The sequence below is a fragment of the Geobacillus sp. TFV-3 genome (assembly GCF_009901865.1).
Classification (GTDB): Bacteria; Bacillota; Bacilli; order Bacillales; family Anoxybacillaceae; genus Geobacillus; species Geobacillus thermoleovorans_A.
The window spans coordinates 1,696,383-1,722,263 of sequence record NZ_MPSP01000001.1; the positions used below are offsets into that span (position 1 = coordinate 1,696,383).

The 25,881-nt window shown below is 52.1% G+C and carries 28 protein-coding genes and 2 pseudogenes; 6 read left to right on the forward strand and 24 right to left on the reverse strand.

Annotated features, from left to right (window positions below):
- Positions 1–202 precede the first annotated feature (202 nt).
- Positions 203–835: a DUF2238 domain-containing protein gene (locus BJQ97_RS08680; RefSeq protein WP_160157580.1), complete on the forward strand. Its 633-nt coding sequence runs from the start codon at positions 203–205 to the stop codon at positions 833–835.
- 47 nt (positions 836–882) lie between these two features.
- Here BJQ97_RS08680 and BJQ97_RS08685 read toward each other — a convergent pair.
- The 5 genes and pseudogenes from BJQ97_RS08685 to BJQ97_RS08705 form a co-directional block, all read right to left on the reverse strand.
- A pseudogene (locus BJQ97_RS08685) lies at positions 883–1,894 on the reverse strand (DUF6044 family protein); the annotation flags it as partial.
- 96 nt (positions 1,895–1,990) lie between these two features.
- Positions 1,991–2,248 (reverse strand): annotated as a pseudogene (locus BJQ97_RS08690) (bile acid:sodium symporter family protein); the annotation flags it as partial.
- Between the two features lie 24 nt (positions 2,249–2,272).
- On the reverse strand, positions 2,273–2,920 hold the full coding sequence (pcp, locus tag BJQ97_RS08695; protein WP_160156262.1) for a pyroglutamyl-peptidase I: 648 nt from the start codon (positions 2,918–2,920) through the stop codon (positions 2,273–2,275).
- 29 nt (positions 2,921–2,949) lie between these two features.
- Entirely contained in the window at positions 2,950–3,912 is a 963-nt protein-coding gene (locus tag BJQ97_RS08700) for a DUF979 domain-containing protein (RefSeq protein WP_160156263.1), read from the reverse strand.
- Positions 3,913–4,614 (reverse strand): DUF969 domain-containing protein, encoded by a 702-nt coding sequence (locus tag BJQ97_RS08705; protein WP_160156264.1) that lies wholly within the window; start codon positions 4,612–4,614, stop codon positions 3,913–3,915.
- 306 nt (positions 4,615–4,920) lie between these two features.
- Here BJQ97_RS08705 and BJQ97_RS08710 point away from each other — a divergent pair, with 306 nt between their 5' ends.
- The 3 genes from BJQ97_RS08710 to pepT all read left to right on the forward strand — a co-directional run bounded on the left by BJQ97_RS08710 (position 4,921) and on the right by pepT (position 7,209).
- Entirely contained in the window at positions 4,921–5,535 is a 615-nt protein-coding gene (locus BJQ97_RS08710; RefSeq protein ID WP_160156265.1) for a sulfite oxidase-like oxidoreductase, read from the forward strand.
- 47 nt (positions 5,536–5,582) lie between these two features.
- Positions 5,583–5,783 (forward strand): hypothetical protein, encoded by a 201-nt coding sequence (locus BJQ97_RS08715; RefSeq protein WP_160156266.1) that lies wholly within the window; start codon positions 5,583–5,585, stop codon positions 5,781–5,783.
- A gap of 190 nt (positions 5,784–5,973) precedes the next feature.
- Positions 5,974–7,209, forward strand: a complete 1,236-nt coding sequence (gene pepT, locus BJQ97_RS08720; RefSeq protein WP_160156267.1) for a peptidase T — start codon at positions 5,974–5,976, stop codon at positions 7,207–7,209.
- A gap of 137 nt (positions 7,210–7,346) precedes the next feature.
- On the opposite strand, the gene BJQ97_RS08725 is transcribed toward pepT, so the two are convergent.
- The 4 genes from BJQ97_RS08725 to BJQ97_RS08740 form a co-directional block, all read right to left on the reverse strand.
- Positions 7,347–8,969, reverse strand: a complete 1,623-nt coding sequence (locus tag BJQ97_RS08725; protein ID WP_160156268.1) for a bifunctional metallophosphatase/5'-nucleotidase — start codon at positions 8,967–8,969, stop codon at positions 7,347–7,349.
- A 198-nt stretch (positions 8,970–9,167) separates the two neighbouring features.
- Positions 9,168–10,469, reverse strand: coding sequence for an ammonium transporter (locus BJQ97_RS08730; RefSeq protein WP_160156269.1), 1,302 nt, complete (start codon positions 10,467–10,469; stop codon positions 9,168–9,170).
- The gene (locus tag BJQ97_RS08735; protein ID WP_013523788.1) at positions 10,466–10,834 is read right to left on the reverse strand and encodes a P-II family nitrogen regulator; all 369 of its coding nucleotides are present in this window, start codon (positions 10,832–10,834) and stop codon (positions 10,466–10,468) included. The genes BJQ97_RS08730 and BJQ97_RS08735 overlap by 4 nt, the downstream gene beginning before the upstream one ends.
- Positions 10,835–11,134: 300 nt before the next feature.
- Complete coding sequence (locus BJQ97_RS08740; RefSeq protein WP_160156270.1) at positions 11,135–11,560, reverse strand: OsmC family protein; 426 nt, start codon at positions 11,558–11,560, stop codon at positions 11,135–11,137.
- Between the two features lie 175 nt (positions 11,561–11,735).
- Between BJQ97_RS08740 and plsY the strand changes: the two genes are divergently transcribed.
- On the forward strand, positions 11,736–12,329 hold the full coding sequence (gene plsY, locus BJQ97_RS08745; RefSeq protein ID WP_044737044.1) for a glycerol-3-phosphate 1-O-acyltransferase PlsY: 594 nt from the start codon (positions 11,736–11,738) through the stop codon (positions 12,327–12,329).
- A gap of 28 nt (positions 12,330–12,357) precedes the next feature.
- Entirely contained in the window at positions 12,358–13,722 is a 1,365-nt protein-coding gene (locus BJQ97_RS08750; RefSeq protein WP_160156271.1) for an RsmF rRNA methyltransferase first C-terminal domain-containing protein, read from the forward strand.
- Positions 13,723–13,800: 78 nt separating this feature from the next.
- Here BJQ97_RS08750 and BJQ97_RS08755 read toward each other — a convergent pair whose 3' ends face one another.
- From BJQ97_RS08755 to BJQ97_RS08825, 15 genes are all read right to left on the reverse strand, one after another.
- A complete protein-coding gene (locus BJQ97_RS08755; protein WP_160156272.1) occupies positions 13,801–14,376 on the reverse strand; it encodes a YpmS family protein in 576 nt (191 codons plus the stop codon).
- The gene (locus BJQ97_RS08760; RefSeq protein ID WP_160156273.1) at positions 14,373–15,155 is read right to left on the reverse strand and encodes an SGNH/GDSL hydrolase family protein; all 783 of its coding nucleotides are present in this window, start codon (positions 15,153–15,155) and stop codon (positions 14,373–14,375) included. Before BJQ97_RS08760 ends, BJQ97_RS08755 begins: the two co-directional genes overlap by 4 nt.
- A 74-nt stretch (positions 15,156–15,229) precedes the next feature.
- Positions 15,230–15,802, reverse strand: a complete 573-nt coding sequence (locus tag BJQ97_RS08765; RefSeq protein WP_160156274.1) for an SCO family protein — start codon at positions 15,800–15,802, stop codon at positions 15,230–15,232.
- Between the two features lie 55 nt (positions 15,803–15,857).
- Positions 15,858–16,718, reverse strand: a complete 861-nt coding sequence (locus tag BJQ97_RS08770; protein ID WP_160156275.1) for a DegV family protein — start codon at positions 16,716–16,718, stop codon at positions 15,858–15,860.
- A gap of 102 nt (positions 16,719–16,820) precedes the next feature.
- Entirely contained in the window at positions 16,821–17,072 is a 252-nt protein-coding gene (locus BJQ97_RS08775) for a YpmP family protein (protein ID WP_160156276.1), read from the reverse strand.
- Between the two features lie 106 nt (positions 17,073–17,178).
- Positions 17,179–18,450 (reverse strand): threonine ammonia-lyase IlvA, encoded by a 1,272-nt coding sequence (gene ilvA / locus BJQ97_RS08780; protein WP_160156277.1) that lies wholly within the window; start codon positions 18,448–18,450, stop codon positions 17,179–17,181.
- A gap of 317 nt (positions 18,451–18,767) precedes the next feature.
- A complete protein-coding gene (locus BJQ97_RS08785; RefSeq protein WP_160156278.1) occupies positions 18,768–19,211 on the reverse strand; it encodes a YndM family protein in 444 nt (147 codons plus the stop codon).
- A gap of 308 nt (positions 19,212–19,519) precedes the next feature.
- Positions 19,520–20,014, reverse strand: coding sequence for a dihydrofolate reductase (locus BJQ97_RS08790; RefSeq protein WP_160156279.1), 495 nt, complete (start codon positions 20,012–20,014; stop codon positions 19,520–19,522).
- A gap of 12 nt (positions 20,015–20,026) precedes the next feature.
- On the reverse strand, positions 20,027–20,821 hold the full coding sequence (gene thyA / locus BJQ97_RS08795) for a thymidylate synthase (RefSeq protein WP_160157581.1): 795 nt from the start codon (positions 20,819–20,821) through the stop codon (positions 20,027–20,029).
- 74 nt (positions 20,822–20,895) lie between these two features.
- A complete protein-coding gene (locus tag BJQ97_RS08800; RefSeq protein WP_160156280.1) occupies positions 20,896–21,600 on the reverse strand; it encodes an anthrax toxin lethal factor-related metalloendopeptidase in 705 nt (234 codons plus the stop codon).
- Positions 21,601–21,691: 91 nt separating this feature from the next.
- Positions 21,692–22,270, reverse strand: coding sequence for a YpjP family protein (locus BJQ97_RS08805; RefSeq protein WP_201451725.1), 579 nt, complete (start codon positions 22,268–22,270; stop codon positions 21,692–21,694).
- A gap of 21 nt (positions 22,271–22,291) precedes the next feature.
- The gene (locus BJQ97_RS08810) at positions 22,292–23,476 is read right to left on the reverse strand and encodes an LL-diaminopimelate aminotransferase (RefSeq protein WP_160156282.1); all 1,185 of its coding nucleotides are present in this window, start codon (positions 23,474–23,476) and stop codon (positions 22,292–22,294) included.
- A 310-nt stretch (positions 23,477–23,786) separates the two neighbouring features.
- Positions 23,787–23,918, reverse strand: coding sequence for a YuzL family protein (locus BJQ97_RS08815; RefSeq protein ID WP_011231272.1), 132 nt, complete (start codon positions 23,916–23,918; stop codon positions 23,787–23,789).
- A gap of 102 nt (positions 23,919–24,020) precedes the next feature.
- Positions 24,021–24,458 carry a BrxA/BrxB family bacilliredoxin gene (locus BJQ97_RS08820; RefSeq protein WP_044737053.1) on the reverse strand — a complete coding sequence of 146 codons (438 nt, stop codon included), beginning with the start codon at positions 24,456–24,458 and terminating at the stop codon, positions 24,021–24,023.
- Between the two features lie 265 nt (positions 24,459–24,723).
- A complete protein-coding gene (locus BJQ97_RS08825) occupies positions 24,724–25,869 on the reverse strand; it encodes a conserved virulence factor C family protein (RefSeq protein WP_044737031.1) in 1,146 nt (381 codons plus the stop codon).
- Positions 25,870–25,881 lie beyond the last annotated feature (12 nt).

Consider the following 25,881-nt stretch of genomic DNA (forward strand, 5'->3'; position numbering starts at 1 on the left):
CTCCCCCTAATTTTCCATCCAATTAATGTTGGTCAAGCCCCGACTAATGTAAATAGTTTCCATAACCACTCTCTTCCCTGCCCTATTTTTTCAACACAAACCCGTTCTGCTCCTCCTCCGCTTGAAGATGATTTGTATAAAATCCCAGTTTTTCCGAATAATGACGATAGACGAATTTCGCTATTCCAAGGAGGAAAAAATGGTGGAACAAGCAAGGCAAACCCGCATTCATGGGCTGTTGTTGCTGATCGTCGCCGCTGTGTTCGTTTGGTCGGCCATTCATCCAACCAGCTATGCGGTGTGGGCGCTTGAGGTCGCCCCAGCGCTTGTGGGGCTTGTGATCGTGATGGCCCTGTATCGACGATTCCGGTTGACAACGATGTCGTATGTCATCATCGCCATGCTGGCGGTCCTCATGTTGATCGGCGGCCATTATATTTACTCCAAAGTTCCTTTTTTTAACTGGATCAAAGATGCGTTCCATTTCGAACGCAACCATTATGACCGGTTTGGCCATTTCCTTAAAGGAACGTTCGCCATCGTCCTGAGGGAGATCGTGCTGCGGAAAACGCCGCTGTCGCGCGGTCCTTGGCTTTTCACGATCGTCACAAGCATGTCGCTCGCCATTGCCGCCTTGTATGAAATCATCGAATGGCTCGTTTCCATCATCTCCAAAGGAAGAAAGGCATCGAAAGACTTTTTGGGCACGCAAGGCGATATTTGGGACACCCAATGGGATATGGTATGCACATTGATCGGAACGATCATTGCCTTACTGTTGCTTTCGAGATGGCACAACCGGCAGCTTGCGCGTTTGGATCAGCCCCGCAGCTAGGCTCGTAAAACAGCGGTCTTCCCTTTCAAAATAGGGAATCGATGTTTCTATTCCACCTTGTACAAGTAAATCGTCCACGCCGACTCATCGGACGTGAACACGCGGTCCAACACAAGCCTGTTTTCCGCCACGTTATCGATCGGAACGGCCGAGAAAATGTAGCGGCCGCCCATCTTTTTCAGCTGCTCTGTATTCAATTGCAAGTTCTTCAGCCGCTGTTTCGAGTGTTTCGTGAACATGCACCGTTTTCCAAGTTCTTCAGTGAAGATGTAGCACCGACCGCCCCATTCGTCAAAATACGTGCGGATCGTTTTGCTTTTGGCTAGTTCCTGCTCAATGATTTTGCGGAATTCCGTATTTGTATGACAGCGGGTAAAAGTTGTTGTACGTATCGAGCGTGTAAAATCCGTTGTATTGGGCGATGGCTGGATGAAGGCCGATGCTGACGACGCGGTAGTCGGCCACCGGAAGACCGATGTATTGCCTAATTTCTTGGAACTGTTTTTCCGCGTAAAATTGCTTCACCGTCGGCTCATAGCGGAAGACAATTTCTTCATTGATAAAAAATACCAAAGTCACTTGGGCCGCCAGTAGCCGCTTTGCCCACTTTCTCCCGTTTTCGCTGCACTGCCATATGATTTTCAGCGCCAGCGCAAACTGCACATAAATGATCATCGGGCGCAAAAAATGAAAGCGGGCAAAGTTAAACGTGTCCAAAAAATGAAACAGCTCAGTAAGCGGCCGCCATCCTTTATAAAACCAAAACGCATACCACGCCGACAGGGCGAAGTTCAATGCGAACAAAAACAGAAACGCCCGCTCCTGCTTCCATCGTTTTTTCACGAAAACGAGATACAAGGCTATCAACCAGGCCGGCAAAATAAAAAACGTATGCTCGGTCATGACGTGATGGTGGCCGAGGATAAAGTTTTTCCACATCAAGCGGACGCAATGCCAAAACGTCAGGCGGGCATGGAAGTACTCATCCCGGCTTGTCGGCTCGTCTTCCCATAAAAACGAGTACACAAGCCGGTACTCGACAAGCAAATAAAGCATGGAGCGGTTATTTAGAAGGAATGTTACGTCCTTCTTAGTCTCCTCTTCTATTAATTAGAAAACAGCGGACTCCCTCTCTTACGGAGCCGCTGTTTAACCTTACTGCACTGCGATATTCGTGTTTTTCTCCATTCCCGGCACGTGTTTATTGTTCTCTTCCATTCGGCGAAAAATCGTCGCGAGGATCGATCCGGATATGTTGTGCCACACGCTGAAAATCGCGCTTGGAACAGCCGCCAAGGGCGAAAAATTCGCCGTGGCAACCGCCACGCCTAATCCGGTGTTTTGCATTCCCACCTCCACGGCGACCGTTTTTTGTTTGGCCAAATCCATGCTGAGCAGGCGAGAAAGGCTAAACAAAGGCAAATAAACGAATCCTCCTTAACAAATTTGCCCGCCAATCGCTTGGATATCTTCTTCACGTTCGATCGCCACGTCAATGGCAATCCGCAGTCCTTTCACAATGGTTTCTAATGCCATGCTGGGCTGTGCTGGATGCCGGACTGCTTGTTCCGGCAGATACGGGATATGGATAAATCCACCCCGAATGGGCATCTTCGCTTGGGCAATATAATGCATCAACCCGTAAAACACATGATTGCATACAAACGTTCCAGCTGTATAAGAGACAGAGGCTGGTATACCGTGACGTCTCAACTCATGGACAATCGCTTTGACCGGCAAAGTTGACCAATAGCCGACAGGACCGCCTAGAACAACGGGTTCGTCAATCGGCTGATTGCCTTCGTTGTCGGGAATGCGTGCATCATTGACGTTCACCGCTACTCTTTCAACGGAAATATCGGCTCTCCCCCCTGCCTGTCCGACACAAATAACAACATCAGGATCCACTTGCTTGATTGCATCATGCAATTTTTCTAATGATGTGCCAAAAGCCGTTGGAATCTCCCGAACTTCAACGATATACATATCAGTTTTCCATCCGGCTAATTGTTTGACCGCCTCCAGCGATGGATTCACCGTTTCTTCTCCAAACGGATCAAATCCCGTCACAAGCACTTTTTTCATCGCATCTCCATTCCCTTTTGATTATGGAATTATAAGTCCATGAGAGTGACCACATACATTGCGACGATGTTGAACGCCAAAAGAATTAATGCTGTCGGCACTTGCACGCGAATTACGTGGTTTTTATCTTTCAAATCAAGCAAAGCGGCGGGCACAATGTTGAAATTCGCCGCCATCGGCGTCATCAAGGTGCCGCAGTAGCCGGAAAACATCCCGAGAGCAGCCACATGATTCGCGTCGACGCCAAATTGTTTAATCAGCAGTGGAACAGCGATCCCCGCTGTCATGACCGGAAACGCGGCAAAGGCATTGCCCATGATCATCGTAAACAAAGCCATCCCAATGCAATAGGCTATTACAATCCAAAACAACGAATGGGTCGGAATAATGGCTTTTACCAAATTAGAAACAGCGGCGCCTACTCCAGCGGTCGTAAAGATTGTCCCTAATGTCGCGAGCATCTGCGGCAAGAGAGCGGCCCAGCCGATTGATTCAAGCAGCCTGCGTGATTCTTTGACTGCCATAAACGGAGTGGATCGGGTCATCGCCATGCTGACGAGCAAAGCAACAAACGTCGCCAACCCTAATGATACAAGGGTCACGTTTTTCGGATCTAAAATGAAGACGTTCCCGACCTTGACATTTTTCAGCCATGTCACGCCGATGACAGTCAAAATGGGAATCAACAGCGCGGGAATGAACAAACGATTTTTCAGTCGGCCGCGATGTCGGCTCCTCTCTTCCAACGTCGCCTCTCCGTAGCTTCCTAGTTTCAAGCCTCCCGCCCCGACAATAGCAACCATGATAAGCACCATCAAACCAATATAAAACGGCGGAATCACTTTGCCGAACAGCAACGTTACACCATACAACAAATAGAATAAGCCAGAGGTGAAGCGCTTTGGATTTTTTCGGTCGGCAAATGTAAACATGCTTCCTAATACGACAATGATTCCCAAAAACAAGTATACCGCTTCAATCGAAAACAACATTCATTCTCTCCCCTTTCCATTCTCCGCGCGTCCCTTGGAAAGATAAAACTGTTTGGATAGAGAACGATCCAATCGATACAGGCGGATGCTGTGAACGATCAAGGCGGCCACGGCGGTTGGGATCGCCCATAACGCCATATGCAGCGGATCCGAAGGGATGCCGTTTTGATCAAAAAATCCTTTCATCAACAAAATCGCTCCGATGGCGATGAACACATCCTCGCCAAAAAACAGCCCGATGTTGTCCACTGCTGCGGAATGAGCGCGAATGTCATCCCGGACATGATCCGGCAGTTTTCCATATTTCGCTTCTGCCGCTCCTTCTGCCATAGGAGCCACGAGCGGACGAACCATTTGTGCATGGCCGCCAATGGAAGTAAGTCCAGCCGCCGCAGCTGCTTCTCGTATGATCAAATAAGCAGTCAAGATTCGTCCTGTTGTCGCGGCCTTGATTTTCGCCACGACACTCTCTGCCTGTTCACGCAATCCAAAACGTTCTAAAAGGCCAATGACGGGCAATGTGGCGATAAACACCGCCATATACCGGTTGGTCGTAAACGCCTTTCCGAATTGTTCAATAATGTCATACAGCGATTGATGGGCGAGCAATCCTGTGGCTAATCCAGCCGCTGTGACAACAAGGAGTGGATTTACGCGAATGATAAAACCAATGATGACGATCAAAACTCCAATGAGCACCATTTTCTTCTTCTCCTCTCCAGACATCGTATTGGCATTGTGATCCATCCGTATCGTTGTATCATTCCACTGCCGGTTTCCTCCGCCTCCCTCCTCTATTCTATTGTTCCATTTTTCGGAACAATCATTCCAATTTTGTCATTTTTATTATATAATTACGAAAAGTTTAAAATCAATAAATATTGGAGGAAAATTTCCTCCCTAAACACCACTGCAACTTAACTTGGCCTATTTTTTCATTGCATCCCTTGCCCCTATTTTGTATCATGAATAATTAAGAGAAATTTAGCAGAAAAAGGAGTGCCCGCCATGCCCAAACAACTCCCTCCCGGCCAATTTGAGACGGAAAAATGGCCGATTTTACATGAGGGCGATGTGTACAAATTCGATGAAGCGACGTGGAATTTTCGACTGTTTGGGGAAGTGAAAGAGGAAGTGACGCTGTCGTATCAGGAAGTAATGCGGCTGCCCAAAACCATTTCGACCATTGATATGCACTGCGTGACGACATGGTCGAAATTTGATACAACGTTTGAAGGCATCGCCTTCCGCGAGTTTTTGCGCTTTGTCGAGCTAGATCCCGATGTGAAATACGTGAAAATTTACGGATATTTAAACGGCGACCGGTTCGGTTATTCGGCGAACTTGCCGCTTGACGCTCTGATGGGCAATGATGCCCTGTTTGTCTATCGATGGAAAGACAAGCATCACGACTGGCAGGACATCTCGCCGAAGCACGGCTATCCGCTTCGTTTCATTCCGCCGGCGACGTTTTACTTATGGAAAGGGGCGAAATGGGCGTCCGGCATCCGCTTTATGAAGGAAGATGAGCCGGGCTATTGGGAAGAGCGGGGCTATTCGATGACCGCCAATCCGTTTAAAGAAGAGCGGTTTGCCGATTGGGTGCCGCGGATGCGGTTTTAACATAGCTTCAAAAAAGCCCCTGCTTCGAAACGAAGTGAAAGCGGGGGATGAATGCCGATTGGCAGTTGCCGACAAAGCGGCGATCGATTCAGCGTTCTATTTGTCGTTTGGCGAACACATGGGCGCCGCCAATGGCGGAGCGTTCGCCTCGGAAAAAAAGCGCGATTCGCATCTTTTTATCCAAAGTCGAAAAAGATCATGGCTGGATCACGCCGCTTCGCGAGCGGCGATTTGCCCGGCATCGCTAATGAGGCCGTTGACTAAAGCGTCAGTACGCCAACTTTAGGGCATGATAGCGCCAAGTAGGAAATGCTCCCCTCTTTTTTACCGTTTGAAGCCGCATATGGTAAAATAAAGCGGAAACCGCCTCTTTTTCTCACTGCATCGGCCGAATGATTCGCTGATCCAAGAAAACTCATACATAAAGGAGATGAACCAATGAAACAGGAACTCATCGAACGCTTCATTCGCTACGTGAAAGTCAACACTCAATCCGACCCAAACAGCCATACGTGCCCGTCGACTCAAGGGCAATGGGAGCTGGCGAAAATGCTTGTCGAAGAGCTGAAAGCGATCGGCATGGAAGATGTGACGATCGATGACAACGGCTATGTCATGGCGACGTTGCCGGCCAATACGGACAAAAACGTGCCGGTGATCGGCTTTTTGGCTCATATGGACACGTCTCCGGAGTTTACGGGAGCCAACGTCAACCCGCAAATCATCGAACAGTACGACGGCGGCGACATCGTGTTAAACAAAGAACAAGGCATCATGTTGTCGCCGAACGATTTCCCGGAGCTTGCTCACTACAAAGGACACACGCTCATTACGACGGACGGGACGACGTTGCTTGGCGCCGATGATAAAGCAGGGATCGCCGAAATGATGACCGCCATGAACTATCTCATTCAACACCCGGAAATCAAGCATGGCAAAGTGCGCGTCGCCTTTACGCCCGATGAAGAAATCGGCCGCGGGCCGCACAAATTTGACGTTGCCAAATTCGGCGCCCAATTCGCCTACACGGTCGACGGCGGGCCGCTTGGCGAATTGGAGTATGAAAGCTTTAACGCTGCTGAAGCGAAAATCACGATCAAAGGAAAAAACGTCCACCCAGGCACGGCGAAAGGAAAAATGATCAATTCGATCAAAATCGCCATGGAATTCCAGCAGCAACTCCCGGCCCACGAGGCGCCTGAGCATACGGAGGGATATGAAGGGTTTTACCATTTGCTTTCGTTCCAAGGCAGTGTAGAGGAAACGAAGCTTCACTACATTATCCGCGACTTCGACCGTGAACAATTCGAAGCGCGCAAAGCGAAGATGAAAGAGATCGCGGCTTCGCTTGCGCAAAAATATGGAAACGACCGAATCACGCTTGAAATCAACGACCAATATTACAACATGCAGGAAAAAATCGAACCGGTCCGCCATATCGTCGACATCGCCCACGAAGCGATGACGAACTTGGGCATTGAACCGAAGGTGAAACCGATCCGCGGCGGCACGGACGGGTCGCAGCTCTCATACATGGGGCTGCCGACGCCGAATATTTTCGCCGGCGGCGAAAACTTCCATGGCCGCTACGAATACATTTCCGCCGACAATATGGTGAAAGCGGCCGAAGTGATCGTGGAGATCATCAAGCTGTTCGAGCAAAAAGCATCCTGATCTGCGGCGATGGCCTGACTTGAACGATCGTTTGTCTATCGACCAAGCAGCAGTTTTGTGCAACCATATGAAAAGGTGTCCCCAACGAGCCGGGACACCTTTTTGACTAAGCGATCTGTCGCCCCAATCCTGTTCCGTTACGGAAGACGGTTGATCCGCCCCTCAATTCGCGCCGAGAACGGCTGCTCAAGACCGCGAATATAGGAGACAAGGACATCCAAATCGACCGGACCGACCTCGCGATTGGTCCCTTGCGTCAACACCGTGAATCCATCGCCGCCGTCAGCAAGAAAGCTGTTGACAGTCACCGTGTATGAGGCGTCCGGTTTCAACGGTGTGCCATCAGGAAGCTGAATGTCAATGACTTTTTCTCCAACCGGCTTGCTGGCGCTCCATGTATAGCGGAGGCCGGAGATTTGCAGCATGCGCGTTTTGGTTGGCTGCCATTGTTGATTCAAAAGCTGGCGGATTTGCGCGCCGGTGAGCGTCATTTTCACGAGCTGGTTGTTGAACGGCTGAACGTTGTACAATTCGCCCCACGTCACTTCGCCTTGTTCAATATCGGCGCGAATGCCGCCCGGGTTCATAAAGGCAAAATCGGTTTTCATCGCCGCCCGCTGGGCATCAGCGATCAAATTGCCCAAGGCGGACTCGCCGCTTTCGTTTTGTTCATCGGTGATCGTTTCGGCCGCTGTGCCGATGACTTGGTTGACAAGCGGCGCCACTTTCGCTTCATATTTTTCAATGAGCGTCCGAATTTCCGGGTCCGGAATGATGCCGTCATGATACGTCGTCACGATCTCCGCTTTTTTTGCGACGACGTCTTTTGTGCGTGGGTCGATTTTTAAATCGACATCGGCGAAGGCCGTGCCGTACGAATACGACTGAACGAGCAGTTTGCCGTCCACAACCGCATTTAAATAGGCATGGTTATGACCGGCGAAAATCACATCCACTTCATCATCAATGTTGTTGGCGATATCAACGATTTCGCCGCTGGCGTTCGTTCCGTCCAGATTGGATACGCCTGGGTTATGGGCGAGAACGACGATTGTTCGCACCCCTTTTTTCTTCAGTTCCCGGACCGCTTTGTTAATCGCTGTTGCTTCATCGATGAACTTGACTCCCGCGACGCCGCTTGGCGTCACAATCGTTGGCGTTTCCGTGAGCGTGACGCCGATCAATCCGATCGGCATGCCGTTGACCCGCTTAATGACATACGGCGGGAGAATCGGCTTTCCCGTTTGCGCATCAACGACGTTGGCGCTCACATACGGAAAATCCGCTCCGGCGAAATCGCCGGTCGCTGGGTGATACCCGCCATGGATCAAGCGGAGCATTTCCGCTACTCCTTCATCAAACTCATGGTTGCCAAGGGTGCCGACGTCAAAGCCGAGCTTATTCAACACTTCAATCGTCGGCTCGTCCTCTAGCAGCGCCGATACCGGCGGACTCGCGCCGACCGCATCACCGGCATGGACGAGCAGCGTATTTTTGTTTTCCGCCTCCCGCCGTTTCAAATAAGCGGCCAAATAATCAGCCCGTCCGACTTCCCGCCCGCCGACTTTTCTTGTCACATTGAGCTGGCCGTGGAAGTCGTTAATGCCCAACAGCTGCACCTCAATATAACGGTGCGAGGAAGCAGGCGGTTTTCCCTTGCTTTTCCCATTCCCTGCCGCCCCAACTGGAGTCGCGGCCAGCAACGCTGCAGCGGCCAATGCCGACAACACCCGTCTTCCCCATCGTTTGGAATTCTTCATTCCCTGTTCCCCTTTCTCTCGCCTTCTCGTTCATTCCCATTATATCCTTGCGAATCAATAGAATGATAGAGCAGAAAGGATGATTTTTCGTAAATATTTTGTAAATCCACAACTGACTGTTGAGAACAACAGAAACAAAAAAGACCGCCCGCTACAGTCTGTTCAATGAACAGACTGCTTTCGGACAGCCTTTCCCTTTTACCCGACCGCGTTTTTCTTGTTTAACGGAGCAACGCGAATGCCGGTCGTCTCCTCAAAATCGTACAGCCCGCCCGGAAGATCGGCAAACCGCTCAAGCTCGTTGTAAGCTGGAATGCCGTGGTACGCCATATCGAGTCCTTCTTCTTCCTCGCGCTCCGTCGCCCGGAGCCCAACCGTTTTGGCGCATACGTTCGCAATGAGCACACCGCTGACGAAGCCCCAAACGATGACCGTCAACGCGCCAAGCAGCTGGGTGATGAACAACGACGCATGACCGGTCGTCAACAGTCCTTCCATCGAGTCGAACAAACCGACGGCGAGCGTGCCAAACATCCCATTAAACCCATGAACCGCCACCGCCCCGACCGGGTCGTCAATTTTCAACGCATCGACCAACAGCGTCGCATAGACGACGATGACACCGCTCACAAGACCGATCAGCACCGCGCTCCATTGCGAAACGAAGGCGCAACCGGCCGTAATGGCCACCAGACCGGACAACACACCGTTAATGGCCATGCTTGGATCGGCTTTTCCGTACTTTTTCATCGTCACAAAAAGCGCCGACATGCCCCCGGCCGCCCCGGACAGCATCGTGTTGAGGGCGATCGACGCCAACGCTTTATTGGATGCGTCGAGCGTACTGCCCGCATTAAACGCAAACCAGCCAAACCATAAAATGAACGCCCCAGCCGAAGCAAGCGGGATGTTGCTCGGCGCAAACACGTTGACGCTGCCATCCGAGTTGAACCGCCCTTTTCGCGGCCCGAGCCGCTTGGCGATCGCCAGCGCCGCAAAGCCGCCGAGCGCATGAATCGCTGCTGACCCCGCAAAATCTTTCATCCCAAGTTTCGCCAGCCAACCGCCGCTATGCCAGATCCAATGACCGGATAACGGATAAACAATGGCACAAATGAGAAGCACCGTCACGATATACGCTTTAAAATTCATCCGCTCGGCCACCGCCCCGGAAATGATAGACACACACGCCACCGCAAACCCGATTTGAAACAAAACGAACGCCGCGCTAGGCAATGGAATGGACAGAGAAACGCGTTCCGGAGCCCCAAACAGCGTCGTGCCAACCCATCCAAACGCATCATCGCCAAACATCAGCCCGAAGCCGACAGCCCAAAAGGCGAGCGCTCCAACAGTCAAATCAACGAAAATTTTCATTGTCACATTGACGGCGTTTTTCGTCCGCACCAGCCCTGCTTCCAGCAAGCTGAATCCGCCTTCCATAAACAGCACCATCGCCGCAGCGATGACGATCCAAACAGCATTGACTTGTTCGATCATGACCTTCCCCCCTGTTTCTCTGCCAACTCGTCAATGTCAAAATCCAACGTGCCCGTGCGAATATTGTACGCCTCAAGCACCGGGTAGACGAAAATTTTCCCATCTCCGTCTTCCCCGGTTTGCGCAGCGGCGACAATGGTTTGAATCGTCCGCTCGACCATATAATCGGAAAGAACGATTTCCAGCTTCACTTTCGGGTGGAGCGTCACTTTGTAGTTTTTTCCTCGGTAAACTCCTTGCGTGTCCTTCTGTTTTCCCCGCCCAACGACTTGCGAAACGGTAAACCCGGTGATGCCGATCTGTTTCAGCCCTTTAATCGTATCGGTCAATTTCTCCGGCCGGATGATCGCTTCAATTTTTTTCATGTTTCCCGCCGCCCCCTCAACCGTTTTTTTATGTAATAAAAATTAACGTATTTATGTTAAAAATTATAACAATTAAAAGAGCGGTGTCAAGTATGAGGATAACGTTTTTTAGCGCGCCGCCTATCGGGCATAGCTCGAAGAAAAGTGGATCGGCAGGGTGTCCATCCAAACGACTGATCGCCGTTATCTGTTCTAACACAAAAAAGGTGTTCCGCAAACGATCGGAACACCTTTTTCATCGTCTTGTCATTCGGCGCTATGCCACGCGAAACGGCCATGAACGCCACGCCCTTATCGTTGTTAAATCGTCTCCTTCCCGCGCACACCGTTGATCGAATAGCTCGCTGTAATGACGGCATTTAACGAATGGGAAACGGAACAATATTTTTCTTTTGACAACCGGATGGCGCGGACGACTTTGTCTTCCGGCAAATCGCCTTCGAGCGCGTAATGAATATGAATTGCTGTAAACCGCTTTGGGTGGTCATCGGCGCGTGTTCCTTCGACTTCCATCGAAAACGCGCGGACATCAAGCCGCATTTTTCGTAAAATCAGAATGATGTCGATGCCGGTGCAGCCGGCTAAGGCGTGAAGCAAAAGCTCCATCGGCCGGGCGCCTGAATCGTTGCCGCCGACGTCTTTCGCGGCGTCGATCGGAATCACCACACCGGAGGCACTTTGGCCGCTGAATGACATGTTTCCGTTCCATACAACCGTCGTTTTCATCATGGTCGCTCCTTTCTCATCTGTCCGGGGTCGGACGGACGTTCCGACAGCCCGTTTCTTCTTTTCAGTTTAGCGGCTATGTCTTTGAAATGCAAAATTCCTGTCTACCGTTTTCGCTCATGCATGGTAAAATAGAAACATGCACAAACTTGTTGAGTAAAGGGTGTTTGACTTCATGACCGCACTTATTTTGCTTCTTGCTTATCTTCTTGGCTCGATTCCGTTTGGCCTTCTTGTCGGGAAAATCGGCTACGGGATCGACATCCGCGAACATGGAAGCGGCAATCTCGGGGGAACGAACACGTTCCGCGTGCTTGGGGCGAAAGCGGGAACGATCGTCATTGTCGGCGATATGCTAAAAGGGACGCTGGCGGCGAGTTTGCCGATGCTTTTTTCCGTCCCCGTGCATCCGCTTTTGGCCGGGGCGGTCGCCGTGGTCGGCCATATGTATCCGGTGTTCGCCAAGTTCCGGGGCGGCAAGGCGGTGGCGACATCGGGCGGGGTGATGCTGTTTTATTCGCCGTTGTTCTTTTTGTCGCTCATCGCCGTGTTTCTTGTCGTCTTGGCTGTTTCGCGCTACGTCTCCCTGTCATCGATGGCCGCAGCGCTGTATGCGGTCGTGTACACCGTCTTTTTCACGGACGACATTCCGTTGACGGTGGCGGTGTTGTTGCTGGCTTCGTTTATCTTTTATCGTCATCGCGCCAACATTCAACGCATCTTGAACAAAACGGAGCCGAAAGTGAAATGGCCAGGCAAACGCTCATGATGACGGACGGAGAAAGGAGTTTGCTGCGTTGAGATTGCCGGAAGCATTTGTCGCGAAAATGAAGAAACTGCTTGATGAAGAAGCAGACGAGTTTTTCGCTGTTTATGAAAACGAAAAAATCAACGGCTTGCGCGTCAATCCGTTGAAAACCGACCCGGGCGCATGGGCAAAAACGGCGCCCTTTTCCCTTTCCCCGGTGCCGTTTTGCCCGACCGGGTTTTATTATGAACCGAATGAACAACCAGGAAAACATCCGTACCACGCGGCCGGCCTGTATTACATTCAAGAGCCGAGCGCCATGGCGGTCGCCGAAGCGCTTCGTCCCGCCCCTGGGGAGACAGTGCTTGACTTATGCGCCGCTCCTGGCGGGAAAACGACCCAGCTTGGAGCGATGATGGAAAACAAAGGGCTGCTTGTCGCCAACGAAATCCACCCGAAACGGGTCAAAGCGCTCGCTGAGAACGTCGAACGGTTCGGCTTGACGAACACCGTTGTCGTCAATGAAACTCCCGAGGCGCTTGCCGAGCGGTTCCCGGGCTTTTTTGACAAAATTTTGGTCGACGCCCCGTGTTCCGGCGAAGGCATGTTTCGCAAGGATGAAGAGGCGGCTTCGTTTTGGAGCTCGGCTTATGTGGAAGAATGTGCGGCCAGACAGCGGCGCATTTTGGAAAGCGCCTATGCGATGCTGAAAGAAGGCGGCATTCTCGTCTACTCCACGTGCACGTTCTCTCCCGAGGAAAACGAACAAACGATAGAGTGGCTGCTTGAGGCGCACGATGACTTGCGGTTGCTGCCGATCGCGAAAATCGGCGGCATCGAGCCGGGGCGGCCGGAATGGACGAAAACCAATCGATCCGATCTCATACACGCCGCCCGCCTTTGGCCGCACCGTCTGAAAGGGGAAGGACATTTTGTCGCCAAACTGCAAAAACAGCGGCCCACCCCGCCTTGGCGGGGGCGGTGGGCAAAATCGAGCGCGCCAAAAGCCGCTATCCGCCTGTATCGCCAATTTGAACAAGAGGCATTGCGGACAGAGCGAGACGGCACGTTCGTGTCATTTGGCGCCCATTTGACCGTGCTGCCCGAGCGTTGCCCAGATTTGTCCGGTTTGAAAATCGTCCGCGCCGGGTTGCACTTAGGGGATGTGAAAAAAGAGCGGTTTGAGCCGAACCATGCCCTTGCCTTGGCGTTACGGACAGAAGAAGCCAAACATGTGCTTGACCTATCGAGCGGGAGCGGCGAAATCATCCAATATTGGCGCGGCGAGACGCTTTCCACCGGCGGCGACCGGGGTTGGCTGCTTGTAGCCGTGGATGGATTTCCGTTCGCCTGGGGGAAAGAAGTGAAAGGAACGGTGAAAAACTTTTATCCAAAAGGGCTGCGTCTCCTCTGAAGCATCGGAAAGGCGGGTGGCAAAGGAGTTCCCAACCGCAAAAAAAGACTGTCCTGCAAACGCGGACAGTCTTTTTCTTTACCTGCTATGCTCGGTTGGAATCGTCAATGTAAACACGATTTCATCGGTGGATAAATCGATTTTGTTCGCCGCCACCTGATAACCGTTGCCAAAGCGGATGTCCTTCAGCGCTACATACACGCGAGACTGATCCGGATCAATGCTGACTTCATCCGGCAGCGGGGCGTGCTTTTGCAAGTAGCGAAGTACATACGTCACCGGCAGCTTCCAGTCGCCAAGCGAAATCGTCGGCTCCGTGAGCTCGACATTCCCTCCTTTGACTACTTTTGGCACAAACGAGACGAAGAGTTCGACCGGGCGCCCTAAAATAGGGATTTCGCTTGAAACATAGACACGATCAGCGAGCCAAACGCGGTATTGCAGTGGATGGCCTTTCGTTTTTTTCACCAAATAATCGTTAATGACGGCATTCAAATGCGCTTTCTTCGAGTAAACAGTAAATGAAGCTCCTTCGACATCCAAGTGCGCCGGCCGCTTCACCGGCGGAGACGGCTTGAGCAGCCAAGCGGCGGCTAAAACAATGACCACCGCGTTGACAGCCGCCAACATCCAAAACGCTCGTTTCCAATTCATTGCAGCAAGCTCCCTATCCACCATTCTTTTCGTTCCTTTAACGCTCCATACACCCGCATGGCAATCTGTTCGTATCCTGCGGCATTCGGATGAAATTCGTCGCGATAAAGCAATTCGTCGCGGTCGATGAAAATATCTTGAATATCAACGAAGATCGTCCGGTCATACCGTGAAAGCACTGCCCGGCTGGCGCTGTTCCACTCAGCGATGACATCATCGATTTCCGGAATGTTGGGCAACGTGCTCGAAAACGGATTGTATAAGCCGACGAGCACAACGACGGCATCGGAATTCACCGTGCGCAATGATAGAATGAGATGGTCCAATCGAGAGGCAAATGCCTTCGCCTCTTTCACAAACCGTTCATGTGACAAATCAAAAAAATGTGAACGGACGACATTCATCACATCATTGCCGCCGATCGTGACAAGGACGAGATCCGCTTGGCTGATTTCCCTTTCATGCGCCTTGATGACTGGCTTGAGCTCCACAATGCGCCGGCCGCGCTTCCCTAAATTCGTCACGGTGACCGTCCGCACCCCGTCTTCTGCCGAAAGGAGGGGCACAAGCCGGCCGATATAGCCGCCTTTTCCTTCACCATCGCCGACCCCTTCCGTCAACGAATCCCCCAAGGCGACGAGATGAATATCTTTTGGCAATGGCTTGGCCTCCCGTTGGTTGAGCGTCGATTGAGCAGGGCGCTCCGGCTTTCCGCCCGTTGAAAGCGACACGCATCCGGCGAGCAGCCAGCAGAATACCAACCATCCCCACCGTCTCATTGTTTGACACCTGCCTTTTGCCGCAACAAGGGGAAAGACGAAAAGAAGGCAAAAAGGCGGTAGCCGTTTTTGCCTCATTGCGACGACTGCACGATTTTGATATGCTCTAAAATCGTTTCGTACGGCACATCTTGCACGCCGCTGTACGTCTGAACCACTTTTCCGTCTGGCCCAACTAAATAAAAACTGGTACCATGCACGACTTGGTCGTCATTGGCCGGCTTTTGCACGATCGTTTTGAAATTTTTTTGCGCAAACTCGGTGATTTTCTCTTGACTGTACCCAGTAAGAAAATGCCAGTTTGATAGGTCGTCTGTAAATTGTTTCGCATACGCCGCCAGTTTTTCCGGCGTGTCGACTTCCGGATCAACGCTGAAGGAGACAAACTCGACATCCAGTCCTTCTTTCTTTGCCATTTGCTTTAGTTTGGCCATATGAGCCGTCATCGGCGGACAAACGGTTTCGCAGTTTGTAAAAATAAAATCCGCAATCCACACTTTTCCTTTTAAGTCGCGAAGCCCAAACGGCTTGCCCGTCTGATCGACAAACGCAAAGTCCTCAACGGGCCAGTTTTTGGCGTCCGGAATCGTTTTTCCGCACGCCGCCAGCAAAAGAACAACGAGAAAAAGCGCGATTCGTTTCCACATCGATGGGTCCTTCCTTTTCGACAAAAATGTGTTGATTGCCGCACGATAACAGCGTTTATTCGTCAAGCGCCGCTTCCTCCGTGTAGTACATGAGCGCCAGCGCCCCGGGACCAGTGTGAATGGAAATGACCGGCGTTGTTTCAACGATGTCAATCGGCGAATAGCCGATGATGTCTGTCACCGCTTCCTTGAGCCGCTCCGCCCACCGAGGAGCATCGGCATGGGCGATGGCGATTTTCTGCACCCGTTTGGCCCCTCGTTCCTCGACAAGACGGCCCGCCAAATGGGCCACCGCTTGGGAAAAGCTGCGAACCTGGGCAACCGGCGTATACAGCCCGTCAACCAGAGCGGCGATCGGCTTAATACGCAAAAGCGAACCGATGAGCGCCTTGCCGCGGCCGATGCGGCCGCCTTTCACCAAATGCTCAAGCGTATCAAGCACGACATACAGATGCGTGCAACGCCGCACTTCCTCAAGCCGCCGGACGATATCGGCGACACTTCGACCCGATTTCGCCAAACGGGCAGCTTCAAGCACTTGAAACCCCAACCCACAGGAAATAAATTGTGAATCCACGACGGTGACCGATGCTTCTGTCAAAGCCGCCGCATGTTCAGCTGCACGAACCGTACCGCTCAGCTCGCCGGCCATATGGATCGACACAATCTCGCTGCCATCCGCACCGAGCCGGTCGTAAACAGCGAGAAATTCGCCCACCGATGGCTGCGAACTTTTCGGCAGTTCGCGCGCCGCTTTCATTTTCGCCATAAATTGTTCCGGGGTGATCGTCACCCGGTCGATAAACGTTTCCCCATCAATCGTCAAATGAAGCGGAACGACTTCAACGCCGTGCTCAGCAAGCACCGCCGCCGGCACATCGTGCGTTGAGTCGGTTACAATTTTGATTGGTTTCATTCGTTCACTCCTAATATTGATGATCTCGTTTCCATTATATAATGAAAACGACGAAAATCCCACCAAAAAAAAGTTGTTTTGCCGCCAAGGGCAAAACAACAGTCATGCATTATGCTTTAACGCCGTTTCTTTAAAGATCTGTTCATATACAGGCCATTTCAGCACTTTCTTCAAATGTTCGCGAAACGAGTAAACGGAACGGTTCGTTCTCGACCGATACACCTTTGCAATAAACGCCTCCAAGCGCAGTTGGATCATGAATCGGTATGCGTTCTCTTCCTCCAATACAGGAATTTCGATAATCTTGACCTTCTGCCCATATGCGTTTTTGAACTCGAGGCTTTTGAATAGCAAAATATCAATCCTCTTTTTCACCGATTTACTTTTATTATACACCAATCCGGTGAAAAAGTATGTCGGAATGCGACGAATTTGTTCCGACTTTTTTCGTATTTTTTCGTTAAATCAATAAATGGAACAAGTTCGGGTCTTTGTTCACTTCTTGGAACGGGAAACCTTTTTTCTTCATCCGCTCGATAAGCGGCGCGTAGTCTTCGCGCCGTTTCAGCTCGATGCCGACAAGCGCCGGGCCGCTTTCTTTGTTGTTTTTCTTCGTGTATTCAAACCGGGTGATGTCATCGGTCGGCCCAAGCACTTCATCCAAAAACTCGCGCAACGCGCCAGCCCGCTGCGGGAAGTTGACGATGAAATAGTGCTGCAACCCTTCGTAAATCATCGAACGCTCTTTGATTTCCTGCATTCGGTCAATGTCGTTGTTGCCGCCGCTGACGACGCAAACGACTGTTTTGCCGCGGATTTGTTCCTTGTAAAAATCAAGCGCGGCGATCGGCAGCGCTCCGGCTGGTTCGGCGACAATGGCGTTTTCATTGTACAGCTCCAAAATCGTCGTGCACACTTTCCCTTCCGGAACGACGACGATGTCATCAAGCACCCCGCGGCATAAGGCGAACGTCTTCTCCCCGACCGTCTTGACAGCAGCCCCATCCACGAACTTGTCGATTTCCTCGAGCGTCACGACATGTCCGCGCTCGAGCGCCGCTTTCATCGATGGGGCGCCGGCCGGCTCGGCCCCGATGACTTTGGTGGACGGAGAAATGCTTTTCACATACGTCCCTAGTCCGGCCATCAATCCCCCGCCGCCGATGCTGGCGAACAAAAAGTCGATCGGTTCATCGCAGTCGTTTAACACCTCGACGCCAATCGTCCCTTGTCCGGCAATGACGTACTCATCATCAAACGGATGGATGAACGTCCGTCCTTCCGCCTCAGCGCACTTCACCGCTTCGTTGTATGAATCATCAAACGTGTCGCCGACAAGCACGATCTCGACCATGTCTTTGCCAAATAGCTGCACTTGCGACACTTTTTGCCGAGGCGTAGTCGCGGGCATGTAAATTTTTCCCTGCACGCCAAGCGCCCGGCATGAGTAAGCCACTCCTTGGGCATGGTTGCCGGCGCTGGCGCATACCACCCCGTTTCTCCGCTCCTCATCGGTTAAATGCTTCATCCGGTTGTACGCCCCGCGCAGCTTAAACGAACGCACGACTTGCAAATCCTCGCGCTTTAAGTAGACATTGCATTCGTAGCGCTCGGATAAGAGCGGGTTTTTTTGCAGCGGCGTATGGAAAACAACATCCTTCAGCGTATGATACGCGATCAAAATGTCCTCGACGTATACCGCCCCTTGCTTTCGTTTCAGCTGTTGTTCCATGCTCTCGTTCCCTTTCTTTTCTAAGTTGTCTTTGATTTGTAGATTATATCACAAATCCGCAAAAAGAAAAGGGAATTTTCGAAAAGTTTTATAAGGATGAAGGGAAGCGGGCCCGTGAGCATCGCGATTGTCCCGCTTTCCCAGGCGATTTCGCCGGCTGGATTCGCGTTTTTTGCCTGACGCCATCCGATGAGCACCGTCCTTCCTGCTCGAAATCTCTCCCTATCCGTCCTGCCAGACGGCAACGCGGCGAATGTTCAACACCTGCACGGCGAACTGCTTCTTCATGCGCAAGCGGACAGAAAAAACGACCGGCGCTATGCCCGGTCGTCCTCTTTTTTGAACTCTTCTTCCTCGGCAAATTCCGTCGCCCATCTTCCTTCATCATACCAGCGATGTGCTTCTTCCCGGCTTGCTTCTTCGTGCACATGGTTTTCCATATACAAATGGAAAAACGCTTCAATCGCCCCGATCGCCAACGAACTGAAAAACGAGCCGTACGCCATGTTGACGGACGGAGCAATGAGGGCAAAGCTGACCGGCCAAATCAACAAAAAGGAAAGCGGTACATCAAGGGCAGCGGCAACAAAGTTGCCGACGCGCGGCAACACGAACAGATCGCCGATAATATAAGAAACAAGCGCGGTCACGATCGTCATGAGCGAAATCAAGAAAAGCGGGGCGTTAAAGATCGTAAACAGCGAAAACAAGACGACGCTCCAAGCGGCGAGCTTGACAACAAACGGAACGATATGTTTCATTGTCTTCCTCCATTTCCATTGTGGTTCTATTGATTATCGTTCCTTTTTCGCCCCGCTTCTATGCAGAAAAGACGCACTTGACCGTTCGGCGCGGTCGGTTTCAAAACGTTCGTATCCCGACTAAAAAAGGGGGGTGTTCCCAAAAGGATCGGGACACCCTTGCTCATCACCATATCGCCACGAAACAATGAATCATGCGCAATATGTTGTATTTCGTTTGAGAGGAATGACGCTTTTCGGTCATCCCCTTCTTCAACTTTCCGTACGCCAGCGGCAAACGCACGTTCATGCCAACGTACGATATGTGCCTATTTTGTCTCTTTCCGCTCGTAAATGAGAAAAGCGTGTTCATACGGATTTCTTTCGTCTTTCACCCCCAGCGTATAGGAAACGATGTTCCACTCATCTTCCAAAATAGGGGGATAAAACGTATCGCCCGGGAAGGAAGCAAAAATTTTTGTCACATACAGCCGGTCAACAATCGGCATCGTCGCCCGAAACAGTTCGGCCCCGCCGATGATAAACACTTCATCAGCGCGCGATGCGATCCATTGCTTCACTTCCTCGAGCGAATGAAGCACAAGGCAACCTTCCGGGCGAAACGAGCGGTTGCGCGTGACGACGACGTTTTCCCGCCCAGGAAGCGGGCGACCGATCGCTTCAAACGTTTTGCGCCCCATCACGATGGCATGGCCCATCGTCACCCGTTTAAAATACGCCAAATCGGCCGGCAAATGCCAAGGCAAACGGTTGTCTTTGCCGATCACCCGGTTTTCATCCATTGCCACAATATGCGAAATCATCGCTTCCTCTCCTTACACGGCCACCGGCGCCTTAATCGCCGGATGCGGATCGTAGCCGACAATTTCAAAATCGTCGTATTGGTAATCGAAAATGGACGGCGGCTTCCGTTTGATGATGAGTTTTGGCAATGGGCGCGGTTCACGCGTCAGCTGCAACTTCGCTTGCTCAAGATGGTTTTTATACAAATGGACGTCGCCGCCGGTGAAAATGAGCTCGCCGACATCGAGGCCGCACTGCTGGGCGATCATATGCGTCAAGAGCGCATAGCTGGCAATATTAAACGGCAATCCTAAAAACGTGTCGACAGAGCGTTGCTGCCACATGCACGACAACCGACCGTTCGCGACATAAAACTGGAAGGCATAATGGCACGGCGGCAGCTTCATCTCGTCCAATTCCGCCACGTTCCAAGCGCTCACAAGCAACCGGCGTGAATTCGGATTTCGTTTGATCTCTTCAACGACCCAGGCGATCTGGTCGACCGTTTTCCCGTCCGCTCCTTTCCACGAGCGCCATTGCGCGCCGTAAATCGGGCCGAGGTCGCCGTTTTCATCCGCCCACTCGTCCCAAATCGTCACGCCGTTTTCTTGCAAATAACGGACGTTCGTGTCGCCTTTTAAAAACCAAAGCAGTTCGTAAATGATGGAGCGGATATGCAATTTCTTCGTCGTCACGAGCGGGAATCCGTCTTGCAAGTTGAAGCGGAGCTGGCGGCCAAACACCGACAGTGTGCCGACGCCCGTGCGGTCTTCTTTTTCGATTCCGTTTTCCAAAATATCCTCCAATAACTGCAAATATTGCCGCAATGTTCTCACCTCACGCTCTATCATACCATAAAGCAACCGGTGATGAACCACTTGTCCATAAAAAAACGAGCCTTTTATGAGGCCCGTTCCGCCAGTGCGCGGATGAACGCATATGTTCTCGGCGCTGCCGTCCGCATCGTTTCTCGCGTCTTTTCGCTTGCGTAATAATAGGCAAACGCCTCGGCAAAATACTCTTCCGGATAGGTCAAAAAATAAGATTCACCCCGAAAGAGCCGCGGCGCCTCCTCCCGCCAAATCGCTTGAAATTTGTCCGTTTCATGGATGCGGCCAAAGACGATGTAATCGAGCGAATGGGCGAACTCGTGCAATTCTAAATTGACCGAACCGTGCCCTTTTCCTTTTTCGCTATGGCCGAGGCGGACAAGCACTAAATGCGTCCCGCCGATGCCCGGCACGTCATCCCATGTTTTCGAGCCGGTCCTATAACCGCGCGGCGTTTTTCCGTGCAGATGGCGGGCGGTCGGTTCATCAGTAATAGGACCTGTCAACAACTGGATGTAAATATGATGATCAGCCGCCTGCTCCAAAATGCTTCGATCAATGCGGGCAAGCGTCTGAATAGTCTTGTTCGCCTCCGCAGCCGGAAACGCTGTCTCGGGCACGATCACAATGCGGCCGAGCACGTCACGGGACGGAATGTCTCGAAGATCAAGGCCGCTTTCTTCAAGCAGCACGCCGTGGGCAGCCGGATACGGCGAAAGCGACAGAAGCGGAATGGCGAACAGCGCCGCCAGCAAGCTAGTGAACAGCCGTTTCATCGTGGTTCCCCCGCTTCTTTCAATCTATGAAAATCATATCATAGAACGAAGCGGGGAAAAACGTGCAAAATCAGGAAAGAACCGTAGGCGATTATGTACGCCAGTTCGGCGGCGTATTTTTTGACCAGTAGATTTTCCCGAGTTCATGATGGGCTTGAAACCCATCATCACATGTATGATAGTGAAACTGAAACCAATATCCGTCTTGCGGAGGATGCTCGCGGCGGACGTGAAAGCGGATCAAATCCTCTCCCGTATCCGCCCGATACACATGAAAAATGCGCTCCCCTTGCCCGCCGGACGGATTTTCCGACACAGCCAGATAACGGAGCTCCTCTTCTGGATAGCGTTCGGCCAGCTCAGCGATCACTTCTTCGATGCGCGGCAAAATGACGGTGCGAAACTCGTCTTCAATGACTGGAGCGATCTTGCGGCCGAACTTTTCATACGACTGCATAACGACTTTTTCCATCGTCTGGTCAATGAATTGCGTGCGCGTCAACGAACTGGCTTCCGCCGCACAACTTGTGGGGCGATGCTGCCAGTCAGAAGACGATGCATCATCTGACGGCGGCTCTTTGGCCGCGATCAGCGAGGCGGGCGGCGTGACAAGTCCAAACGTGCAGACCGTAATCGCGGCAACAAGCGTTTTTCGAAGCCATATCGGCAACTTCATCGTATGCCACCTCCGTTACCGTTGATCAGTGACAATCCGCTCAAACAAACCGCTCGTCCGCAACTTCTCGACCGCCCGGCGCAACACTTCTTTCGGCTGGACGAGAGCGATGCGCACGTAGCCTTCGCCGCTTGGCCCAAACGCATGTCCAGGCGTCACGACGACGCCGGCTTGGTCGATCAGCGCCTTCGTGAACGAAAGCGAGGTAAATCCATCCGGGATCTTCCCCCATACAAACATGCCGGCCGGCGGGCAGTCGACTACCCAGCCGATGTCAGCCAGCCCACCCACGAGCGCATCGCGGCGCGCTTGATAAATCGCGCGGCTCTGGGCGCAAAAGCCGGCGCCATGGCGCAACACTTCCGCGGCCGCTTTTTGCAGCGGCAAAAAAATGCCGTAGTCCAAATTCGACTTAAACTCGGCGAACGCACGAATCACCTCGGCGTTGCCGCACAAGTAGCCGACCCGGCAGCCGGCCATGTTGTAGCTTTTTGACAACGAATTGATCTCCACGCCAACGTCCTTCGCGCCCGGGACGGAGAGAAAGCTCACCGGTTTGTTTCCATCGTAATACAGCTCGCCGTAAGCAAAATCGGAAACAACGAGGATATCGTACCGCTTCGCAAACTCGACTACTTCGCGATAAAATGATTCCGTTGCCAACGCTGGCACGGGGTTGCCGGGAAAGTTTAAAAAGAGGATGGCTGCCCGTTTCGCGACACTTTCCGGAATGGCGGCAAGATCAGGCAAAAAGCCGTTTTCTTTCCGGAGCGGCATGAAATATGGCTCCGCTTCCGCCATCGCTACGCCGGCCGCATACGCCGGATACCCGGGATCCGGCAATAGAATGACATCCTCCGGATCGGCGAACACCATCGGCAAATGAACGAGCCCGTCTTGTGACCCCATCACGTACGTCACTTCCGTCTCCGGATCGAGCACGACGCCATGCGCCGTCCGATAATAATCGGCGACCGCTTCATGAAACTCGTGAATGCCTTTTAATGTGTAGCCGTACGCATTCGGCTCGTTGGCGTAGCGGGCGATCGCCTCGCGCACAAACGGCGCCGGGGGCAAATCCGGGCTGCCGACGCTTAAGTCGATCCACTCGTCATGAAGATGGCGCCGCTCTCGCCGATACGCCGCCAATTCAGCGAAAATCGACGCCGAAAACGCGTTCATTCGTTTCGCTTTTTTCATTTCGGCTTCCTCTCCCTTGCCAAGACAAAAACTGCATTTTCTTTTTGTTTTTGTTGGTATATACTATGGTTATATGAATAGTGTATCATATGTTCTCGGGGAAAATATAGACAGAAAGGCGGGAAAACGGAACGTGAACACGATCTTTTTTGCGGCCAGCCTGATTACGTTGCTTTATTTCATTTATAGCTGCATCGCCAATGCCTAAACGCCCTTGGCGAACAATCCAGCTCCCTTAGCAATTCTGTTGGATGCTAAGGGAGTGTGCGCGTGAAAATGACAAAAGGAGCTCCCCGTCGGGAGCTCCTTTTCAATCGATTTTTGTTTTTTTGCGGGCGGAGTCAAGCTCGAATGCGCCTGTCTCCGTCTCCGTCGTGCCTTGCCCCCGAACATCTGGGGCGCTGACGCCCGTTTTCGAACGATCTTTTTTCCGCTTCGGCATGCCGATCACCTCCGCCCTTATCGTTCCCCCCAGCGCGCCGTTGTATGCCGGGCTAAACCGAATGTCCGGACGGCGGGCGATTCGCTTTCTATTCGCACCGCATCAGCTGCAATATTTTTCAAACGCGGCTAAAATATTTTCCATGACCTCCTCCATCGAGTGAAACTCGATGTCTTCGCGCGGAATGAAGTGTACGACTTCCTTTCCCTTTAAGAGCGCCATCGATGGCGAAGACGGCGGATAGCCGACAAAGTATTCGCGCATTTTCGCCGTCGCTTCTTTATCTTGGCCGGCAAATACGGTCACTAAATGATCCGGCTTTTTCTCGCTCCTAAGCACCGCCTGCGTGGCTGCTGGGCGCGCCAGGCCAGCGGCGCAGCCGCACACCGAATTGACGAAGACAAACGTCGTTCCTTCCGCTTGTTCCATAAACTGTTCAACTTCTTCACTTGTGCGCAATTCATGGAAACCGGCGCGCACGAGTTCATCGCGCATCGGCTGCACGAGCTGGCGCATATACTCTTCGTACGCCATCGACATGGCCATCATCCCTCCATATGATCATCGTTGTGCTATCAGCATACTATACTTTGAACAAAAAAATCAACGAAGACGCTGCCGGAGGCAAGTGAAGAGCGATGGATGGGAAAGGCGCCTGCCCAAGGCAGCGCCGGCCGGGAAACAACCTCAAACCGAGACGTTTGAAATTGTCCAATTCGCTCCGGCCTCGAGCACAGCCATGACGACTTAGCAAGAAGCGCTTTTTTGACCAGAGAAACAAACGTTCAAACTGACGCGCCTGTTTTTATTTTCCCAGCTTATTCTCTTTTTTCCGGCTCTCCGTCATTTGCTTCCACACAGACCCTTTCGCTTCTTCACCGCCTTCGATCCGTTCAATGGCCATTTTCACTTGCAAGCTCACTTCAAATTCCGGATCGTTTTCCGCCGCTTTTAACGCCGGCAAGGCCGATTCGTCGCCGACTTCATACAAAAACATGGCCGCGCGCCAACGGACGAGCTTGCTTTCGTCCTTTAGCGCTTCGATCATTGCCGGAATGGCCTCCGGATCGCCGATGTCGGACAAACAGTCGCCGGCGGTGCGGCGGACAGCGACAGCAGGATCTTTTAACGCTTCATACAAATACGGAAGCACCTTTTTGCCGCCGATCATGCCGAGATACGCCGTCGCCAGACGGCGAATGGCCATTTTTTCATCCTTGAGCGCCTTGGCCAACACCGGGATGTCGTCTTCAGTCGGCTCAGCCATCTGTTCGAGCGCCGCATACCGTTTGCGCCAATCCGGGTCATCGAGCATCTCGCTCGTCACTTTGAGGCTTGGACGCTTTTGCACCGTTTTTTCCTGCTCACCGCGGCGGAACATGTTGACGATCCGCTCCAGCCGCTCGGGCGGATAGGCCGCCGACAGCTCATCGACGATTTCGCGGCCGATTTCCTCAAATGTGCCGTAGCGCACCCCTTTTTCGACCCATTTGCGCTCTAAGACAATGTTGTCGGCATATTTTTGTGCTTCAATCACAGCGTCGATAAACGGTTTCGGCAGCCCGACGCGGTATTCACGCTCTCCGTCGCTCAGTTTCACCTGCATCGGCAAACCGTACAGCATTTGCACGAACACTTTCACTTCGCCGAAATGTTCGTTTCCTTTCGGCTTTGCCTCGGCGCTGTCATCCGCTTCCTCGCCGAACACTTCGCGCACTTTCGCCAAAATGTCGCGCCAGTCGTATTTCGGATGGCGCTCAATAGCCAAAAAATCAGCGACATGGTAGATGCCTTTCACCCCGTCGATGCGCATGAGCTCCTGAATGAGCGGGGGCGCAGCATCAACGTTCTCCGGCTTGTAGTTATGGCTTGTGCCAAACGGCAGCTCCTCATCAAGCAGCACTTTCATCGTATTCGGGCTTGGCGTTGGTTCAATCGCTTTAATGCGCAACCGTCATCCCCC

Excerpts from the sequence above, each read along its gene's own strand:
- BJQ97_RS08715 (WP_160156266.1), top strand. The coding sequence starts at position 5,583 with ATGAATGCCGATTGGCAGTTGCCGACAAAGCGGCGATCGATTCAGCGT.
- BJQ97_RS08800 (WP_160156280.1), bottom strand. The coding sequence starts at position 21,600 with ATGAAACGGCTGTTCACTAGCTTGCTGGCGGCGCTGTTCGCCATTCCG.
- BJQ97_RS08810 (WP_160156282.1), bottom strand. The coding sequence starts at position 23,476 with ATGAAAAAAGCGAAACGAATGAACGCGTTTTCGGCGTCGATTTTCGCT.
- BJQ97_RS08790 (WP_160156279.1), bottom strand. The coding sequence starts at position 20,014 with ATGATTTCGCATATTGTGGCAATGGATGAAAACCGGGTGATCGGCAAA.
- BJQ97_RS08710 (WP_160156265.1), top strand. The coding sequence starts at position 4,921 with ATGCCCAAACAACTCCCTCCCGGCCAATTTGAGACGGAAAAATGGCCG.
- BJQ97_RS08785 (WP_160156278.1), bottom strand. The coding sequence starts at position 19,211 with ATGAAACATATCGTTCCGTTTGTTGTCAAGCTCGCCGCTTGGAGCGTC.
- pcp (WP_160156262.1), bottom strand. The coding sequence starts at position 2,920 with ATGAAAAAAGTGCTTGTGACGGGATTTGATCCGTTTGGAGAAGAAACG.
- BJQ97_RS08740 (WP_160156270.1), bottom strand. The coding sequence starts at position 11,560 with ATGAAAACGACGGTTGTATGGAACGGAAACATGTCATTCAGCGGCCAA.
- BJQ97_RS08755 (WP_160156272.1), bottom strand. The coding sequence starts at position 14,376 with ATGAATTGGAAACGAGCGTTTTGGATGTTGGCGGCTGTCAACGCGGTG.
- BJQ97_RS08705 (WP_160156264.1), bottom strand. The coding sequence starts at position 4,614 with ATGGTGCTCATTGGAGTTTTGATCGTCATCATTGGTTTTATCATTCGC.
- pepT (WP_160156267.1), top strand. The coding sequence starts at position 5,974 with ATGAAACAGGAACTCATCGAACGCTTCATTCGCTACGTGAAAGTCAAC.
- BJQ97_RS08730 (WP_160156269.1), bottom strand. The coding sequence starts at position 10,469 with ATGATCGAACAAGTCAATGCTGTTTGGATCGTCATCGCTGCGGCGATG.
- BJQ97_RS08765 (WP_160156274.1), bottom strand. The coding sequence starts at position 15,802 with ATGTGGAAACGAATCGCGCTTTTTCTCGTTGTTCTTTTGCTGGCGGCG.
- BJQ97_RS08815 (WP_011231272.1), bottom strand. The coding sequence starts at position 23,918 with ATGCCGAAGCGGAAAAAAGATCGTTCGAAAACGGGCGTCAGCGCCCCA.
- BJQ97_RS08820 (WP_044737053.1), bottom strand. The coding sequence starts at position 24,458 with ATGTCGATGGCGTACGAAGAGTATATGCGCCAGCTCGTGCAGCCGATG.
- ilvA (WP_160156277.1), bottom strand. The coding sequence starts at position 18,450 with ATGGAACAACAGCTGAAACGAAAGCAAGGGGCGGTATACGTCGAGGAC.
- BJQ97_RS08725 (WP_160156268.1), bottom strand. The coding sequence starts at position 8,969 with ATGAAGAATTCCAAACGATGGGGAAGACGGGTGTTGTCGGCATTGGCC.
- plsY (WP_044737044.1), top strand. The coding sequence starts at position 11,736 with ATGACCGCACTTATTTTGCTTCTTGCTTATCTTCTTGGCTCGATTCCG.
- BJQ97_RS08760 (WP_160156273.1), bottom strand. The coding sequence starts at position 15,155 with ATGAGACGGTGGGGATGGTTGGTATTCTGCTGGCTGCTCGCCGGATGC.
- BJQ97_RS08770 (WP_160156275.1), bottom strand. The coding sequence starts at position 16,718 with ATGAAACCAATCAAAATTGTAACCGACTCAACGCACGATGTGCCGGCG.
- BJQ97_RS08700 (WP_160156263.1), bottom strand. The coding sequence starts at position 3,912 with ATGTTGTTTTCGATTGAAGCGGTATACTTGTTTTTGGGAATCATTGTC.
- BJQ97_RS08735 (WP_013523788.1), bottom strand. The coding sequence starts at position 10,834 with ATGAAAAAAATTGAAGCGATCATCCGGCCGGAGAAATTGACCGATACG.